12 protein-coding genes are annotated in these 17,652 nt (G+C 63.3%); 1 reads left to right on the plus strand and 11 read right to left on the minus strand.

Annotation, left to right across the window (positions count from 1 at the left end; all coding sequences use genetic code 11):
- Window positions 1-7: 7 nt before the first annotated feature.
- From ABSE61_RS22895 to ABSE61_RS22925, 7 genes are all read right to left on the minus strand, one after another.
- On the minus strand, window positions 8-1,717 hold the full coding sequence (locus ABSE61_RS22895) for an ABC transporter permease (protein ID WP_423873416.1): 1,710 nt from the start codon (window positions 1,715-1,717) through the stop codon (window positions 8-10).
- A 148-nt stretch (window positions 1,718-1,865) separates the two neighbouring features.
- A complete protein-coding gene (locus ABSE61_RS22900) occupies window positions 1,866-2,987 on the minus strand; it encodes an ABC transporter substrate-binding protein (RefSeq protein WP_423873417.1) in 1,122 nt (373 codons plus the stop codon).
- Complete coding sequence (locus tag ABSE61_RS22905) at window positions 2,942-4,003, minus strand: ABC transporter ATP-binding protein (protein ID WP_423873418.1); 1,062 nt, start codon at window positions 4,001-4,003, stop codon at window positions 2,942-2,944. Before ABSE61_RS22905 ends, ABSE61_RS22900 begins: the two co-directional genes overlap by 46 nt.
- Window positions 4,004-4,198: 195 nt before the next feature.
- On the minus strand, window positions 4,199-5,386 hold the full coding sequence (locus ABSE61_RS22910; RefSeq protein ID WP_423873419.1) for a pyridoxal-phosphate-dependent aminotransferase family protein: 1,188 nt from the start codon (window positions 5,384-5,386) through the stop codon (window positions 4,199-4,201).
- 115 nt (window positions 5,387-5,501) lie between these two features.
- Window positions 5,502-6,263 (minus strand): LssY C-terminal domain-containing protein, encoded by a 762-nt coding sequence (locus ABSE61_RS22915; protein ID WP_423873443.1) that lies wholly within the window; start codon window positions 6,261-6,263, stop codon window positions 5,502-5,504.
- 209 nt (window positions 6,264-6,472) lie between these two features.
- Window positions 6,473-7,201 (minus strand): thermonuclease family protein, encoded by a 729-nt coding sequence (locus ABSE61_RS22920; RefSeq protein ID WP_423873420.1) that lies wholly within the window; start codon window positions 7,199-7,201, stop codon window positions 6,473-6,475.
- A gap of 147 nt (window positions 7,202-7,348) precedes the next feature.
- Complete coding sequence (locus ABSE61_RS22925) at window positions 7,349-9,085, minus strand: hypothetical protein (RefSeq protein WP_423873421.1); 1,737 nt, start codon at window positions 9,083-9,085, stop codon at window positions 7,349-7,351.
- A 392-nt stretch (window positions 9,086-9,477) separates the two neighbouring features.
- On the opposite strand from ABSE61_RS22925, the gene ABSE61_RS22930 reads away from it, so the two are divergent.
- Window positions 9,478-10,368, plus strand: a complete 891-nt coding sequence (locus tag ABSE61_RS22930; RefSeq protein WP_423873422.1) for a caspase family protein — start codon at window positions 9,478-9,480, stop codon at window positions 10,366-10,368.
- 77 nt (window positions 10,369-10,445) lie between these two features.
- On the opposite strand, the gene ABSE61_RS22935 is transcribed toward ABSE61_RS22930, so the two are convergent.
- The 4 genes from ABSE61_RS22935 to ABSE61_RS22950 all read right to left on the minus strand — a co-directional run bounded on the left by ABSE61_RS22935 (window position 10,446) and on the right by ABSE61_RS22950 (window position 17,584).
- Entirely contained in the window at window positions 10,446-11,336 is an 891-nt protein-coding gene (locus ABSE61_RS22935; protein WP_423873423.1) for an efflux RND transporter periplasmic adaptor subunit, read from the minus strand.
- 87 nt (window positions 11,337-11,423) lie between these two features.
- On the minus strand, window positions 11,424-13,382 hold the full coding sequence (locus ABSE61_RS22940) for an AsmA family protein (protein WP_423873424.1): 1,959 nt from the start codon (window positions 13,380-13,382) through the stop codon (window positions 11,424-11,426).
- Window positions 13,383-13,535: 153 nt separating this feature from the next.
- Entirely contained in the window at window positions 13,536-16,670 is a 3,135-nt protein-coding gene (locus tag ABSE61_RS22945; RefSeq protein WP_423873425.1) for an efflux RND transporter permease subunit, read from the minus strand.
- Window positions 16,670-17,584 (minus strand): efflux RND transporter periplasmic adaptor subunit, encoded by a 915-nt coding sequence (locus ABSE61_RS22950; RefSeq protein ID WP_423873426.1) that lies wholly within the window; start codon window positions 17,582-17,584, stop codon window positions 16,670-16,672. The genes ABSE61_RS22945 and ABSE61_RS22950 overlap by 1 nt, the downstream gene beginning before the upstream one ends.
- Between the last annotated feature and the right edge of the window lie 68 nt (window positions 17,585-17,652).

The raw sequence follows: 17,652 nt of genomic DNA on the forward strand, positions 1-17,652 counted from the left end.
GAGCCCGCTAATTCCGCAGCCGCGCGCTGGCATTGCCGCCGAACATGGGAATCCGGTTGACGCCGAGCACGACCGCGAAGGTGATCAGAAGCATGGCGATGCCGAGCACGGAGATTGCGGCGAGATCGCCGCTTTCGTTGAGATCGTAGATTAGGACGCTGATCACTTTCGTTTGCGAAGTAAACAAAACGATTGCCGCGGACAATTCGCGCATCACGCCGATGAAAATAAAGCACCAGGTGGCGATGACGGCGGTGCGCAATAGCGGCGCGGTGATCTGGCGTAGCGCTTGCAGCCGTGTTGCGCCAAGGATGCGGCTCGCTTCCTCAAGCTCCGGATGGACGGTGGCGAACGCCGCCTGCAATTGCTGATAGGCCGACGGCAGGTTGATGGTCAGAAACGCGATCAGGAGAATCCAGAGCGTGCCATAGAGTACGAACGGCGGCCGCGTGTAGCTCAGGAACAGGCCGACGCCGAGCACGATGCCGGGAACGGCGACCGGCGCAGTGGCGAGAAAACCCAAGATACGGTGGCCTGCGATCATCCGGCGTGTCGTGACATAGGCGATCACGAGTGCAAGCAGAGTGCCGAGCGTGGCGGTCGCGGTGCCCAAGATCACGGTGTTCTTCAGCGCCAGCTGGGTCGAGGAAAGCTCCGTGAACACGAACACGATGTTGTGCAGCGTCAACGTCGAGGGCGTCACCAGCGTCGTGGCGTTCGGTGAGAACGCGGCATTGAACAGCGCGAAATACGGCAGGAACACCGGATTGAGCAGGATCAGGAGGCAGAAGGCGAGCGCCGCCCAGCGCCACTTTTTCATTTCGACCCGGCGTGGCGCGCCATATTTGCCGCCGAGCACTGAAAAGCCGCGCCGGCCGAGCAGGAATTTCTGCCCCTGCAGGAGCAGAATGGTCAGGACCAAAAGCGGCACCGCGGCGGTGGCCGCGAGTTCGAGCTTGGGCGGATACTGGAACAAGCTCCAGATCTTGGTGGTCATGGTGTGGAAGCCGGCCGGCAGCGCCAGGATCGCGGGCGAGCCAAACAAAGTCATGGCTTGCAGGAAGGCGATCAGTGCGCCCGCGACAAGGGCAGGGAGCGCGAGCGGAATGGTGATGCGCCGCGCGGTGGTCCAGGCCTTGCCTCCGAGAATTGCGGACGCGTCTTCCAGTTCGCCGGGCATGTTGTCGAGCGCGTTGGCGACCAGCACGAATACGAAGGGAAACGTGTAACAGGAGATGACAAAGATAATTCCGGGCAGAGAATAAATGTCGAACAGGTGCTCGTCGGCTTCCGCGCCAGTGACAAAACGATAAAGCTGATTGAGCAGTCCGCTGTTGGGGGCGGCCAGCAATTCCCAGGCAATGGCGCCGAGGAACGGCGGCGTCACGAAAGACGCGGTGACGAGCGCGCGGATGGTTTGCCGGCCGGGCATATCGGTGCGCGATACCAGCCATCCCATCGGCGCGGCAACCAGGCAGCAGATGAGGGCCGAGCTTGTCGCAATGATTGCGGTCGTCAGCAGTGGGTCAAGGAAATCGGGATCGGTGAACAGGGTGACGAAATTCTGCAGCGTCAGGTGATTGGCCTTGTCGGTGACGCTGTAGATCGCAAGCCACGACATCGGCAGCACGATCAATACGATCATGACGGCCGCAAACAGCCACAGCACCGGTTTGGTCCAGTCGATCTTGGCTTTGGGGGTGTCGATAGTCGTCATCTGCAAACTCTCTCGCCGTCATTCCGGGATGCGCCCATTGGCGCAGACCCGGAATCTATTCCGCCGGATATCAATGTGCCGCAATGGATTCCGGGTTCGCGTCTGCGAGGCGCCCCGGAATGACGGTGGTGAACAGGGCTAAGCATTCTCACACCCTGAACAACCGCGCATAACGCGTCTTGATCTCGTCCGTCATCTTCTCGACCGCGACCGGGTCTTCCTTCATCAGCTTGATGTCGGCAATCTTGCGCCGACCCGGTTTCGGCGCCACCTGCGGGTGAGCCGAATACTGCGCAGTGAAGTCCGTGAAAAACTGCTGCGTCTCGCGCGTATGCAACCAGGCCTGAAACAGCCGCGCGGCGTTGGGATGCGGTGCGGTCGCAAAGATGGCGGTGGGACCCGAAATGGTCGGCGTACCCTCGGCCGGATAGATAGGTTCGACCGGCTGACCGGCTTCCTTCAACAGCACGACGTTATATTCGTTGCCGTCGGCCATGATAGCGCGTTCGCCGAGCGAAAGTTTCTTCGGCGGATCGGTCGATGACTGAACCTGCATCACGCGCTGCTTCGATAGCTTCTCCAGATAGTCCCAGCCGAGTTCGCGAACCAACTCGAATGTCGAGGTCATGATCGTGCCGCTATAAGCGGGGTGTCCCTTGACCATCTTGCCGGCCCATCTGACATCGAGCAGGTCGGCGAAGCTCGCGGGCGCGTCAGAGGCTTTGACGAGATTGGTGTTGTAGGCGATCGACGACAGCCAGACGCGCGATGTTGCAAACAGACCATCGGCATCGCGATACTCGCTTGGAAAATATTTCGCGACGTCCTCCGAGACAAAGGGCGCCAGCCAGCCGTTCCGCTTCCACGAGATGACGTGAGACGCATCCGCGGTCGTGATCACGTCGGCGGCGTGGATGTCGGAAGAAAACTCCTGCGCGATGCGCTGAAACAGCCGCTCCGAGCCGGAGCGTTCGATCTGCATCTCGATGCCGGGATGTTGCGTCTGGAAGGCATTGCCGAGCTTTTCGCCGACGGGCAAATCCATCGCCGAATAGAGCACGACCTTGCCTTCGCGTTTGGCCGCATCGATCAGTTGCGGCGTGATCGCGACCGGCTCCGGCGCCGCCGCCTTGAGAGGGGCGGCGAAAACCGTAAAGCCCAGCGCGGCCGATCCTTTGATGAGCCCGCGCCTGGATAATGTTCGCCGCGTCATCAAAGCCTCGATTACCGGCTGAGCGCCCGGCAGCGCTCCGGCGGCAACGTTAGCCACACTTCGGTGCCGGCGGGAATAGCGGTTTGCGGCAAGGTGACGGCGCGCAGGTTGGTGCCGTCGGCGGTCTCAAGCACGTAATCGCGGTTGGCGCCGAGAAACACTTGCCGCGTCACCGTCGCCTTGACGATATTCTCGCTGCCCTGCGGCGCGCTGGTCGACAGCCCAATGTCGTGCTGGCGGATAGCGACCGCTCCGTCCTGATTGGCTGTGAGCTTTGCGCCGACCACACGCAAGGTCGCGCCGCAAAACGAGATGTGGTTCTCGTCGCGGGCGACACCCTTGATCACGTTGCTGGAGCCGATGAAGCGCGCAACGAACTCCGATTGCGGCCGGTCGTAGATGTCCTCCGGCGTGCCGAGCTGGTCGATCTTGCCGCCGCTCATGACGGCAATCAGGTCGGCCGTCGTCATCGCCTCGGATTGATCGTGGGTGACGTAAACGGTCGTATAGCGGTATTCGTCATGCAGCCGGCGGATTTCGAAGCGCATCTCTTCGCGCAAATTGGCGTCAAGGTTGGAGAGCGGTTCGTCGAGCAATAGCGTTTCCGGCTCGACCACCAGCGCCCGCGCCAGCGCGACGCGCTGTTGCTGGCCGCCGGATAATTCGCCGGGATAGCGTTCGGCGAGGACTTCGAGCTTGGTGGTTTGCAGGATCGCCCTGAGTTTTTTGGCGATGGTGTCTCGATCGAGCTTCCGCAGTTTGAGTCCATAGGTGATGTTTTCGGCGACGGTCATATGCGGCCACAGCGCGTAGCTCTGGAAGATCATCGACATCTTGCGCTGTTCGGGCGGCATCGTGCGCGCCGCCGCCGACACCAGGCGGTCGCCGACATGGATCTCGCCGGATGTCGGTTCGAGGAAACCAGCGATCAGCCGCAGCGTCGTCGTCTTGCCACAGCCGGAGGGGCCGAGAAGGCAGACCAGTTGCCCGTGATCGATACGTAATGAGACGTTGTCAACGACCGTCACCGGTCCAAATCGCTTGGTGAGGTCACGCAATTCAACCGACGCCAATTAACCGCTCCCTGCAGTTTTTTCGCGCATTCCGCCGCGACCAGATCGACGCCCTCGGCGGAAACCTGATTATGACAGGACAGACCCGTGGTTACGGAATTCGCGCTTATTTATCGCCAGATCAATATAAGCACGAATACGGGGAGGCCGGAAAGCCTCCCCGCGTCTCGATTCCGGCGAACAGGGTTTTAAGCGTCAGGCCGGAACGTTGTCGCCGAGCCAGCCGATCGCGGCCTCGACGCCGCCTTTGCCGTGGGGAACGCCGAGCGCCTGCAGCGCGACCTCGATGACGCCCAGCGTGCCCAGTATCATCGGCGCGTTGACGTGGCCCATATGGGCGATCCGGAACGCCTGACCGGCCAAGTCGCCGATCCCGACGCCGAGCACCACGCCGCATTTCTCCTTGCAGTAGCGCTGGAGCGCGACCGGGTCGTGGCTGTCGGCCATCAGCACCGTGGTGACGGTGTTGGCCCGTTCGCTGGCCTCAGTGATATTGAAACCGAGCACCTGCCCCTCGGCCCAGACCGACACCGCGCACCGCACCGCTTCGGCCAGCAGGCGATGGCGCAGGAAGACGTTTTCAAGGCCTTCCTCGTCGATCATGTCGATGGCCTGGCGGAGCGCGAACAGCAGATGAATGGGCGCGGTGCCGCCATATTTGCGGTAGTGCTCGGTGCCCTCGCGTTCGGTCCAGTCCCAATAGGGCGTTCGCAGGTTCGCCTTCTTGTGTACTTGCTGGGCGCGGTCGTTGACGGCGCAGAAGCTCAGGCCCGGCGGGGTCATCAGGCCTTTCTGCGAACCGGACATCGCGACATCGATGCCCCAGGCGTCCATCTCGAACGGCATGCAGCCGAGCGAGGCCACGGTGTCGACCAGATACAGCGCGGGATGGCCGGATGATTTGATCGCCTTGCCGATCGCTTCGATGTCATTATAGGCGGCCGACGCGGTGTCGACCTGCACCACCAGGATCGCCTTGATCTTGTGGTCCTTGTCCTGCCGCAGGCGCGCTTCGACATCGGCCGGCCGAACGGCGCGGCGCCAGTCGCCTTGGAGCACTTCGACGTCGGCGCCCATCGCGGCGGCGGCGTTGCCCCAGCCGACGGCAAACCGGCCGCTTTCCAGCACCAGGATCTTGTCGCCGCGCGACAGCACGTTGCTGAGTACCGCTTCCCAGGCGCCATGGCCGTTGGCGATGTAGATGTAGGATTTGCCTTTGGTGGCAAACAGCCGGGAGAGGTCGCGCAACAGGCCGTCGGAGAGCTGAACCATCTCCTCCGAATAGATGTCGAGCGCCGGACGGTGCATCGCACGGAGCACCTCGTCGGGCATGGTAGTGGGTCCGGGGATCGCCAGGAATTCCCGGCCCGCGCGAACGGCCATTTTCGTGATTCCTCTGAACGTTTGACCCGACAAGGGATGCAGGGGAATGCCGGGAAATTCAACCCGGGATAGGAAGATATTCGGGTGAGGCTGTCATGCGGCGGCCCAGATCCCGCTATTCCTTGACTTGCTGCGGCAGTGCATCGGCGACCGCGTGCCAGATCTGGTCCTTGATCTCGGTCGCCATCGGGCTCGGAATGACATCCGCCGGCGTTGTTCGTTTTTGGCACGCCACCACCAGCCGCAGGATCCACACCTCGCCATCGGTGAAATAGGAATCGCCGCCGCCGTTTCGCCCGGCGAGTGTGACGCCGATGCCGGTCACCTGATATTTGGCGTCGACCACCTGGGCGGCCTCGAGATCCGAGGCGAGCAGGCTCCGCTCCGCGTCGATATCGGCGGAGATATGATGTGTGATCGCGCCGGTATAGTGGCTGACGCCGACGCCGCGATCGAAGGTGGCATCGCCAAGCCAGACCGGGCGATTCTCCTGGCCTTTATCCAGCACCTGCCAGAACCGCACATGATGGCGGCGATCGGCGCTTTGGCCGTCCGGCTTCTCGAAGGCGAGATCCTCAGGGCGGCCGAGATAGAACAGCGGACTGATCGGCGCGCGGCGGTAGGGGCGGTCGAGCAGCACACTGCCGGCAATTTCGACGGCCGTGCGCGCCGTCACGGGATCGGCCGGATACCAACCCGCCGCCTGCATAGCGCAGACCACGTCGAGCTTGTCGCCGATCAGGCCGACATTGATGGGATCGCCGGGAATGCCTTGCGCGGTGCGCGTCACCATCGGCAAATCCTTGAGGCGGCGTTGATGCTCGTAATGGCTCCAGACCGCGGGCAGCACCTGATAGGCCAGCGCGGTATAGGCCATGACAACCGCGAGTGCGGCGAGCAGAAACTGCTCCAGCCGCCCATGCGGGTGGTGGGACGGCATGATGCCAAAGGAGTTGCCAAAGAAATTCGTCACCGGGCCCTGGTCATTTGTTTTGACGCGTTTTCTACCGCAGATAAGTCTACGCAATCTGCGTAAACTTGATTGCTCTGCGAACCGGTTCCCACTTCGCTCGAAAACGCTTTGGCCTATCGTCGGGTCTCGCGGCAGCCCGCGGCTTCGGCCTCTTCGACCGAGCAGAACCAGCGCGTCCCCTTGCTGATCTTCATTTCGATCCGGGCGTACCAGCGGCTGGTCGGCTGGTGATAGATGCACTCGCCGGCGCGATTGACGTTGCCCTTGATGGTGCATTCCGGCGACGGCGCGACCGATCCGGAGGCCGAGGCCAGTAGGATGGCATGCGCGTTCTCCGGCGGCTTGGTGGCGCCCAGGATGGTGGTCTTCTTGTTGCGGACCCGCCAATCCCACGGCGCGATGAACGCGCCCTGCCACATGCCGGACTTGGCGTCGCGCGCGGCCTTCTCGTCCTCGTCGTAGTCGTGGCTGAACCGCACATAGGACAGCGCCCATCCGCTTCGCACCATCCATTTCTGGATGTCTTCGCCGTCGACGTCGCATCGCGCCACAATTCTCCCGCGGCGGTCGGCAGCCTGGTTGGTGTGGCAGGTCCAGCTCTTGTTGTCGGCATGCTTGATGAGTTCGTCGCGGGCCGCGGCCCCGCAGGTCCAGCGCTCGCCCTTGCTGTTCAGGCAAAGCTGATCGACCGAAGGCGCATCGATGCCACCGAGACGAATCCGGCTGGTTCCGATCACGACGGTATCGCCCTCGCGAACCTTCGCGGTGCCGGTGATGTCGGCGGCCTGTACTGCCACGGGCAGCAACAGCGCAAATGTTGCGAACAGGAATTTCAGGCGCATGTGAAAAGGCCGGTTCAAAATGGAAAATCACAACGGGTGTGCCACAATGGGCCTCGATTGTGATGCGGATTTGGCCGGAACGCTAGCGGATTTGGCGGTGTCAGTTCCGCTTCATCAGCCTTACGCCAGCCTTACACCAGCCTTGCATCAGCCTTGCACCCGCGTGAGTGCGGCGCGCGCCAGCGACAGGCCCATCAGCACAAAGGCGGAAGTGGCTTCCGGCCCGCCGACCAGAATGCGGGTCGGCGTCTTCATCTTGTTCCACTCATAGGCCTTGAACGGCCCATGCCGGCCGCCTTCGCCGAGATGGTGCACGATGCAATGAAGTGGTGCCGTGAAGTGTGAGACCTCGGCGACGAGATGCCCGAGCGCGACCAGCGCCAGCGCGGCATCGAACGGGTTCATCTCGTGGGTGATCAAGTCATCGCGCACATAGGCGAGCACGCGTTCGCGGATGAATTCGAATGCGCCGTCGGGATCGATCGTCGCCCGAGCTTCCGCAGGCAACGCCATGAAGGCCGCATAACAGCGGCCGAAATAGGCGCAATAAAGCTCCGGCAAATAATAGATGTGCGAGCGCGGATTGGTGAAGGCGCCGCTGGCGGCGAGATTTTTCTGGAAGGTGACGATGCCGCGCAACAGATCGAGCCGCTCTGGCGTCTCCAGGATCTTCCAGCGCGACAGATTGCGGAAGCTCACCTCCAATACATCGAGATTGAGCGTCGGATCGAGGTCGTTGCCGTAGGGCCGATCGCCGTTGATGTTGTCGATCCAGGTGACGATGCCGCCGTCATAGTCGATATGATCGTTGATCGGCACCGTGACCTTGGGCGCGTTGGCGCCGGCCTTGACCTGATATCCGCGGTAGAAATCCGGCAGCGGCTGATCGAGCAAGGGATCCTCGAGCCCGGCTTGGGTCGCCGCAGAGAACGCGCAGGCCGTGGTGTCGCAATCCGGCACGTAGAGGCCAAAGCCGAGCTTCTCCTTGATCTCGGCAAAGAAGCGCGAAAACCGCGGATGCGGCGCGGGTGCAATCGCGGTGACGACGTCGAACGCGGTGCCGTCCACGCCGCGGACCTGCTCGCGGCTTGCGCCCAGGCAAAAATCGGCCATCGCTGATATGGCGCGCTTCGCAGCACTGGTTTCTTCGGTCGAGGCCAGCCCGCTCTCGATGAAACCCAGCAGCGACTCGATATAGAACGCGTCGTAATAGGCCGAGCGATGACGGATCTGCATCGGCTGCCACATCGGCTCGGCGATGCCTTTCCAGGGCGGATTGATCAGCTCGCGGGCCGGCGAACGCGCGATGAAGATGCGCGCCAGGTTGAACAGCAGCGTCGAATTCTTGTAGCCGCGGGCATCCAGCCCGGTCAGCGCCATCAGGAATTCGCGCCCGCGCATATCAGGGTCGCCGATCAAGTTGAAGGCGGCGTAGGCCGGGATGAAGCCGTTCTTCCCGAACGAGCGCAAGAGGTGCGCGCCGCAGGCGCGGATCACCCGCTCGATGTCGGCAAGCTTCGGTGCCGCCGCCTCGACTTGGGCGGACGGCTTGGGACGGGGGTGGTGCAGCTTGACCGTATCGAGGAGGTCTGCGACCGGCTGGCCGATCGCGGCCCAGTCCGGGGTCTCGTCGTCGCGCGCTCGCACCAATGCCTCGCGCAACGCGCCGAGCTTCGAGGTGTCGTTCAACTCGATGAGCCCGGTCCGGCGCAGCAGCGGCCTTAAGCCCGGATTGGCGAGCGCGGTCCGGTAGAATTGAGCGAGATGCCGGTCACCGCCGGCGCCATTGAGCAGAAGGGGATCGCAGACGTCGTAAAGCGATGGTCCGTCTTTTCGGGCCGTCAGCGCGCGGCAGGCGGCGCCTGTCATCTCATGAAACGCCATTGAATGTCTTTCCGTGCGGCTTGCCCACACGTTTAACGGGCCCGCACGCGAAAATCGGCCATTCGCGCGGGGGCCTCTCCCCAGACGGTAAGTCCCAGCAGCAATGCCACGAAAGACGCAGCAATTTCAAGGAAATGGGGAGCGGTGGCGGCTTCTTTTGGGGAGAGACTTTTATGTGACAGGCGGAACCCGGCGGGCCGGTTCCATCAGCCGTTAACGGACAAATAAGGTTGCCGGAAGGTCACCGGGCAGGTTAATGCTTTGTTTGTTGCAGCGCCGCAAATTGAGCATAATTGAGCGGCAAACGGCCGCCAATCCCGATAAACCCAATGGCTGGCTGGCGCGACAAAGACTGCGCCGAGACTGCGCGACGGATAGTGATGAGACCTGTGATGAATGTGTTTGGTCAGTTCTCCGGACTCCGCATTTCCCGGCGATCGCTTGCCGTTGCGGCAGCGCTGGTCGGCACGGTGTCACTGGCGATCGGGGCCCATGCTGCGCTGAACATGCGCTCGCTGGATGTCGCCACGGCGGCTGGCTCCGAGCAGGCGGCTCATGCTTTGAGGCGGCCGTCCCGGATCGCGCTCGTCATCGGCAATGGTCATTATCCCGACGCCAACGCGCCTCTCACCCAGCCGGTCAATGACGCCCGCGCTGTGAGCGCGGCGCTCCGCCAGGAAGGCTTTGACGTCGACGTCATCGAGGACGCCAGCCACGACGACATGACCCGCGCCGTCGCGCGCCTGAAGTCGAAGGTGCGCTCGGATTCGGTCGTCATGCTGTTCTTCGGCGGCTATGGCATCCAGGTCGGCCGCGAGAGCTTCATGATCCCGGTCGATGCGACGATCTGGAAGGAAGCCGATGTGCGCCGCGAGGGCGTCAGCGTCGAATCCGTGCTCGATGCGGTCAAGGATTTCGGCGCCTGCGCCAAGCTTGTGGTGCTCGATGCCTCGCGCCGCAACCCCTATGAGCGCCGTTTCCGCACCTTCTCCCATGGGCTGGCGCCGATCACCGTGCCTGATAACGCGCTGATACTGACCTCGGCCACGCCCGGCGCGGTGGCCGATGATTCCACCGGCGAAAATTCGGTGCTGGTGACCGAACTGCTCACCCATATCAACGCTCCCAGGCCCGAGCAGGCCCGCGCGGCGGAAGCGATCTTCAACCAGACCCGCGTCGCGATCTCGCGGGCCTCGGGCGGCGCCCAGGTGCCCTCGGTCTCTTCCTCGCTGATGGAAGACGTCAGCTTCAACGCCCAGGCGACCGGCAAGTCGGGCGGCTAGAGAGCTTAAATCCGCTAGAGCTCGTCGTCCCCGCGAACGCGGGGACGACACCGGTTAGATCAGGCCATATCGCGCCCCTACCTTGCTCCCGCCTCGGCCGTAATCGCCCGCACCGGATCGCCCTCGCGCAGCAACGCGCCGGCCCGCGCCACGACAATGTCGCCCTCGATCAGCCCGTCGCGGATTTCGATCTGGCCGCCGTCGGTCAGCCCGACCTCGACCCGCTTGGTCTCGATCCGCGCGCGCCGCACCACCTGCACCACCGTGCCGCCCGCGCCATAGAGCACGGCGGTGAGCGGCACCGACACGCCGCAGCTCTGGCCGGTCTTGATGATGGCGCGGCCACTTGAATTGACGAACAGCTTGCGGTTGGTGGTGACGCCGACGAACACCTGGCCGAGCTGGCTGTTCGGCTCGACGGTGGAGGCGACGCGGCGCACCTTGCCTTCGACCTCGCCGGCGCCGACGACCTTGATGCGCGCTGTTTGATTCACCGCAAGTTTCGGCAGGTCCTGCGTCGGCACCATGCCGACCAGGTCGAACTCGTTGCGCGCGATGATGGAAAACAAAGCTTCGCCGCGCGGCGAGGCGGGCGCGCCGATCGCGGCGGTCGAACTCAGGATCGTGCCGGCGACCGGAGAGGTCACCAGGATCGTGCCGCCTTCGGGCAGCCCGAGCCGGGCGAGATTTTGCCCCGCGCTGACGGTCTCACCGGCGTCGGTCAGGATCTCCGCGACCTTCAGCCCGGGCCGGTCCGGGCGCACAAAAGTCTCCTCGCGCGGGATCAGAATGCCGAACGCCTCGACCAGATTGGGGAAGCAGAATTTCGACGCCTTCAGCACTGTCACCGTCGCGCCCTGCGGCGCATCCTTTGCGGCCGGCTCGTCCGCGGCGAGCGCGGGGGAGGCGAGAAGGAGGAGGGCCGCCGCGAGCGGGGCGAGGAGGGGGCGTGAGGCGGCGTTAGTCATCGGCATTCCCGTGGGTTCTCTCAAGAAATCGTTAGCAGAGGTCCAGCGGCAAGGCCAAGCGAACTGCGAGTATGCTTGGATTGGCCTTCACCGCCCGAAAAGCTGCTTCATGATGTTATTCAGCGGCTGATTGTCCTGCTGGCGCGAGGGATCGTTCGGGTTCGGCGCGGAAGGGTTATTCGGCGAGGGAGGCTGTTGCGTGGTGTTGCCGCGCGCCGCATTCAGCCCCTGTTGAATCAGGTTGCCCAGGGTGTCGCCGAGCGAGTTGCCGCCGGCCGGATTGCCCGAGCCGCCACCCGATGCACCAGGAGCAAAAAGCCCGCTGCCCATTTCTTTCAGTTTGGCATAGGCCGCATCGGGATTGTCGAGGATGCCGGCGACATCGGGATAAATCTGCGGGCTGGCCCACGGCCCAACGATGACAACGGGAATGCCGAAGCCCACCGGGTCGCTTGCACGTCCCTGGCCTTGGGTGGTCATCACCAGTTTCGGCTCGACCCGCAAGGCCAGCGACTTCGCGCCGAGGTCGATGGTGCCGGTACCTGTCATCTTCACCAGCGGTCCGACCAGATTGAGATCGGACGTCGTCGCCTGGCCCTTCTCGATCCGAAACGAAGCCGAAAGCTGTGTCAGATCGGTGGTCTGCTCGCGGCTTTCCTGCCAGCCCGAAAGCGTGCCCGACGTCAGCGAGCGGATCATCTGCGCGACATTGAGCCCGCGAATGGCGCCGTCCTGGAAATTGGCCGTCGCGGTGCCCACGAGATTCGACATGATCGCCTGCCGGCTTTGGCCGCTCGAACGAACCTCGATCCTAGCTTGCAGCCGGCCGTCGAGGCTGTCGAAGTCGGCCGCACTCTTCAGGAGCGGCAGCGCGCGCACGTTGGTGAGGTCGCTGTGGAGCGCATAGCTAGTTGCATCGCGCGAGACATCGATATCGATGGTGGCGCTCCCCTGGCCGCCATAGGCGCCGAGATTGGAGACTGTGCCCTTGAGAACGCCGCCCGCGAGCGATGCTTCAAGTGCTGCGGGCGCGAAATGCGCGCTGCCGAGATTGAGCTCGGCGGCCGAGAGGCGAACCTGCGCGTCGACATAGTTGAGTCCGGCAAGTTCGATTGGATCGTTGCTCCAGGTGGCTGCGGTGGTTTCTGGCGCGGCAGCTGGCGAGGAGATTTGCGGCGCGGTTGGCGAAGTGGCGGTCGCAACATCCAGCCGGCGGAAGTCGAGGTCGAGTTTCACGAGCGGCTTGCTGGCGAAATCGACCGAGGCCCAGCCGTCGAAGGCGCCATCGCCGATGGCGCCGGACAGGCCGTTGATCATGACAACCGTGCCGTTGAGCCGAAGGTCGGCCTTGCTCGACAGCGGCGCGCGCAACAGGCCGGGCGCTTGCAGCGACAGTTCGACGGGAATGGTTTGCCGCGTCACGGACGCGTCGGGCAGCGACGCCTTGATGGTGAAGGTGAGCGGGCGGCCGCCGGCTTTCGCATCGCCGTCGACGCTGAGGCGACGGTCGGCGTCGATGATGGCATGCGCGCCGATGGCTTCGACGCGGTTTTCGACGCGGTCACGCGTGTTGAAGAACGTGACCGTGCCGTCGGTGACGGTGATGCGGTTGATTTTCGGCGGACTCGAGTCGGTGTCCGGGGCAGCGTTTGGCCGAGAGGAAGTAGGTCCGGCCGCTGCCTGCCGCTCGCGCCGCAACGGGATGCGAAGTTCAGGACGGTTGATCACCAGATCGGTGACTTCCGGATGGCCCGACCAAAGGCTGGCGAGCGTCAGGTCGGCCTGAATGTCGCCTGCGGTCAGGCGATTGCCGGTGTCGGGATCGCTCAGCCGCTCGATCGTCACATTGCTCATGGTGACGTGGAGCGAGGGCCACAATCCGATCCGGGTCGAACCGGCTATCGTGAGGCGGTAGCCGGTTTCGCGCTCGATGCGCTCGGCCATGGTCGAAGTCAGGAAGCCAGAGGGGATTCCGACGACCAGGAGCAACGCCGCGATCACGACAATCGCTGCGATCACCAGACTTGCGATTTTCAAAGCCTTCATGTCGCGCTTCCAGATCGGCTCTGCGGTTCCGCCACCGCCATGAAACGTAAGCCGCGTGTGCGGCAAAGATATGTGACTTATGACACCCTTCAGGTTCAGTCGGGCCGCGGCCGCCGAGTGAGTAGCCGGTCGATTAGCCGCCGCTTCGGCCGATTATTCCGCCGCCGGCGAATGCAGAGCGACCGGTGGCTTGCGATCTCCGGCTGGGTCGGGAGCGTGCTGGTCATCGTCGTGGTTCGGCGTGACGAACCGGCTCGTGAAACGCCATATCAATACGCCGATATCGTCCATCATCATGAACATCGCCGGCACGAACACCAGCGACAGCACGGTCGAAAATACCAGACCGCCGATCACGGCCAGCGCCATCGGCGAGCGGAACTCTCCACCGGCGCCGAACGCCAGCGCGGAAGGCATCATGCCGGCGGCCATCGCGATCGTGGTCATCACGATCGGGCGGGCGCGTTTCATGCCGGCATCGATGATGGCGAACTCGCGCGATTTGCCGTCGCGGATCGATTCCACCGCGAATTCCACCAGCATGATGGCGTTCTTGGTGACGATACCCATCAGCATCAGGATGCCGATCCACACCGGCGTCGTGAGCTGCTTTCCGGTGAGGAGCAACGCCACGATGGCGCCGCCGATCGACAGCGGCAGCGAGAACAGGATCGTGATCGGTTGCAGGAAGGTGCCGAACAACAGCACCAGCACTGCATACACCATCATCAGGCCGGCGGTGATGGCGGTGGCAAAACCGGACGACAATTCGTTGAGGCTTTCGGCATCGCCCGATGGGTTGACCGTCACGCCCTTGGGCAGGCTCTTCATGACCGGAAGTTCGTTGATCTTCCTGGTGGCGTCGCCGAGCGCGGCGGTGCCGACGAGATCGGCGGCCACAGTTGCTTGCCGTTCGCGATCGTACCGGTTGATGCTGGTCGGCCCCTGGTCGAGCTTGATGTCGGCGACCACCGACAGCGGGACGCCGCCGCGTCCGCCGCCGAGCGGCACCCGCAACTGTTCGAGGGTCTGCAAGTCGCCCCGCGCGGCATCCTCGAGCTGGACGCGGATCGGCACCTGCCGGTCGCCGGCATCGAACTTGGCAAGCGCCGGCCCGACATCGCCGATCGTGGCGACGCGAATGGTTTCGGAAAGGCTCTCGGTGGAAACGCCCAACCGGGCGGCCAGGTCTGCGCGTGGCTGGATGCGAAGCTCCGGACGGTCGAGCGAGGTTTCCGAGATCACGTTGGCGATCAGCGGAATCCGCTTCATCTGGTTGGCGAGTTCGCTGGCGACGTTGTTGACGATGTTGCTGTCGGCGCCGGTCACGACCAGCGAGATCGCGCGCAGTCCGTTTTCGTCAAGGAACCAGAATCGGATGTCCGGCACGTTTTCGAGTTCGTGGCTGATCGAAAGTTCAAGCTCGCGCTGGGTGATCTTGCGCTCGGTTTTCGGTGTGTAGTTGATGATCAGCGCCGCGCGGCGGACTTCGAACGTTCCCGGGGGCACCCGGCCGCCATCGACGAATACGTTTCTCACTTCGGGGCGTTTGCGCAGGCGCGCGACGATATCTTCAGTGACCTTTTCGGTATAGGCGAGCTGCGAGCCCGGCGGCAGCTCCATCGCGAGCAGCGAGCGCGCGGTGTCTTGCGCCGGCAGGAAGCCTTGCGGCAGCAGCGTGATGCTCCAGATCGAGGCGGCAAAGATGCCGAAGCCGATCAGGACCGTGATCAAATGGTGTTTCACCGACCAGGTCACGAGCCGGGTGTAGCTTTGCATCAGACGGCCGGGCGGTGGATCGTCGTGCGGCTGATCCTTGAGGAAATAGGCCGCCAGTACCGGCGTCACGAAGCGCGCGGCGAGCAGCGAGAAAAATACCTGCACTGAGACCGTGATGCCGAACTGCTTGAAGAATTGCCCGGCGATGCCCGACATGAAACTGGCCGGTGCAAAGATCGCGATAATCGTGAGCGAGATCGCGATGACGGCGAGGCCGATTTCGTCGGCGGCCTCAAGCGCGGCGCGGTAGGGCGATTTGCCCATCCGCATATGGCGAACGATATTTTCGATCTCGACGATGGCGTCGTCGACAAGAATGCCGGTCGACAGCGTGATGGCGAGGAAGCTGACCAGGTTCAGCGAAAAGCCGAGAATATCCATCGCCCAGAACGCCGGGAAGATCGACAGCGGCAGCGAGATCGCGGCAATGATGGTGGCGCGGATGTCGCGCAGGAACAGAAGCACGATCACGACGGCCAGGATCGCGCCCTCGAACAGGGTCGAGATCGCCGCTTCGTAGTTGCCTTTGGTGAATTCGACCGAGGTGTCGATCAGCTTGAGGTCGACTTCGGGGTGGGCGATTTTCAGCGCGTCGATGCGTTTCTGCACGGCAGCGGCAACAACCACGTCGCTGGCGCCTTTTGAACGTTTGATGCCGAGCGCCACGACCGGCTCGCCGTTGAAGCGCGCAAAGGTCCGGCGGTCGGCGATGGTGTCGGTGACCGTGCCGAGGTCGTCGAGACGGACTTCGCCGCCGGTCGGCAGGCTGATCATGGTTCCGGCGAGTTCGTTGAGGGTCTTGGCGCCGGCAAGGGTGCGGATCGCCTGATCGTTCTTGCCGATTTCGGCGCGTCCGCCGGCGAGATCGACATTGGTGCCGCGCAAGCGGTGAGAGACGTCGACGGCGGTAAGGCCGGCGGCCTGCAGGCGGTCCGGGTCGAGCGAGACCAGAATTTCGCGCTCGACACCGCCGATGCGCTCGACCTGGGCGACGTTACGCACGCCTTGCAGCGCGCGTTTGACGACGTCGTCGACGAAGTAAGACAGTTGCTCCGGCGTCTTGCCGGGCGAGATCGCCGCATAGGTGACGATCGGTAGTCCGATGACGTCGACGCGCTGAATCAAGGGCTCGTTGACGTTCTGCGGCAGGTTGGCGCGAACCCGGGTGACGGCGTCCTTGACGTCGTTCAAGGCACGGTCGGTATTGGTTTCCAGCGCAAACTGGATCGTCGTCAGCGACAGCCCGTCGGTGATCGAGGATGAAATGTGCCGCACGCCTTCGACGCCGGATACGCCGTCTTCGATGGTCTTGGTGACCTGCGATTCAAGCTCGGCGGGAGCGGCGCCGAATTGCGATACCGCCACCGAAATCACCGGAATATCGGCGCTCGGCAGTCGCGTCACCGCAAGCTTGGTGAAGCTGACCCAGCCCAGCACCAGAAGGACGATCGAAAAAACCACCGATGGAAGCGGATTGCGGATCGACCATGCCGAGATATTGAGTGCCATCAGCGTACCCGTGTCCGATCGATGTCCTCGGCGAACATTGTCTTGATCTGGTCGCCATCATGCAGCGAGGAGCCGGCATCCGCCACGACGATTTCGCCGACGTCGAGGCCTTCCAGGATTTCGGTCGAGGTGTCGGATACAAGCCCGACCTTGACCTTGCGCGTTTCGACGACATTGCCTTTGACCACCTGAACCGTGAGATGGTCAATGGCGGTACGCGGTACTGCAACGCCGCAACTGCGCTTGGCGTCGATGCTGGCTTGCGCGAACATGCCGATCTTGATCGCGGGATTGCCGGGCAAGGTGATCCGGACGTGGCCGAGCTGGGTGTTGCGGTCGATCTGCGGTAACACCAATCTTACGCGGCCGACGATATCCGGACCGTTGTCGCGGCTGATCCGCACGGTCGCGCCAGGACTGAGCTTCATCATGTGGACCGCGGGCACTTCGGCGTCGAGATCGACGTCATTGTTGACGGCGATGCGGAACATCGGCCCGGCCTGTGGGGAAGCGGGAGCGCCGGCAAGGGTGTTGACCTGGGTGATGAGGCCGGCGGCCGGGGCGCGCAGTGAGATCGGCGCGCGCGGCTGATTGTTCGCAGCGCCCGGCGGAGTGAGCCGCGCCAACTCCTGGTTTTCGGCGACGATCTCGCCCTCGCGGACCAGCACATCCGTGACCTTCGAGCCCTCCTGATCGGCCGATACCACCGCTTCGCGCCGCGGCACCGCAAATCCGGTCACCCGCACCAGGTCGGAGAAGCAGGCGTTGGTGGATTTGGTGACGACGACGAGCGCATTGCTCGCGGTCTCCTTCTCTTCAGGACGCGAGCGGTGCTCAAACCAGTACCAGCCGATTCCAAGCAAGATGAAAACCACAACTGCCAGCGCTGGCTTAAGATATGGGGACAGATTCATTGCCGGGCTCAGCGCTCCTTGTCGGGCAGGCTAGTGTCCCGATTCCGAAGCTCGTAGCATATTGCGGG

Source organism: Bradyrhizobium sp. (genome assembly GCF_049519115.1).
Classification (GTDB): Bacteria; Pseudomonadota; Alphaproteobacteria; order Rhizobiales; family Xanthobacteraceae; genus Bradyrhizobium.

Bases quoted from the DNA above. Each gene is read 5' to 3' on its own strand.
- ABSE61_RS22930 (WP_423873422.1), top strand. From the start codon at position 9,478: ATGAATGTGTTTGGTCAGTTCTCCGGACTCCGCATTTCCCGGCGATCG.
- ABSE61_RS22895 (WP_423873416.1), bottom strand. From the start codon at position 1,717: ATGACGACTATCGACACCCCCAAAGCCAAGATCGACTGGACCAAACCG.
- ABSE61_RS22950 (WP_423873426.1), bottom strand. From the start codon at position 17,584: ATGAATCTGTCCCCATATCTTAAGCCAGCGCTGGCAGTTGTGGTTTTC.
- ABSE61_RS22935 (WP_423873423.1), bottom strand. From the start codon at position 11,336: ATGACTAACGCCGCCTCACGCCCCCTCCTCGCCCCGCTCGCGGCGGCC.
- ABSE61_RS22940 (WP_423873424.1), bottom strand. From the start codon at position 13,382: ATGAAGGCTTTGAAAATCGCAAGTCTGGTGATCGCAGCGATTGTCGTG.
- ABSE61_RS22945 (WP_423873425.1), bottom strand. From the start codon at position 16,670: ATGGCACTCAATATCTCGGCATGGTCGATCCGCAATCCGCTTCCATCG.
- ABSE61_RS22920 (WP_423873420.1), bottom strand. From the start codon at position 7,201: ATGCGCCTGAAATTCCTGTTCGCAACATTTGCGCTGTTGCTGCCCGTG.
- ABSE61_RS22915 (WP_423873443.1), bottom strand. From the start codon at position 6,263: ATGGCCTATACCGCGCTGGCCTATCAGGTGCTGCCCGCGGTCTGGAGC.
- ABSE61_RS22910 (WP_423873419.1), bottom strand. From the start codon at position 5,386: ATGGCCGTTCGCGCGGGCCGGGAATTCCTGGCGATCCCCGGACCCACT.
- ABSE61_RS22925 (WP_423873421.1), bottom strand. From the start codon at position 9,085: ATGGCGTTTCATGAGATGACAGGCGCCGCCTGCCGCGCGCTGACGGCC.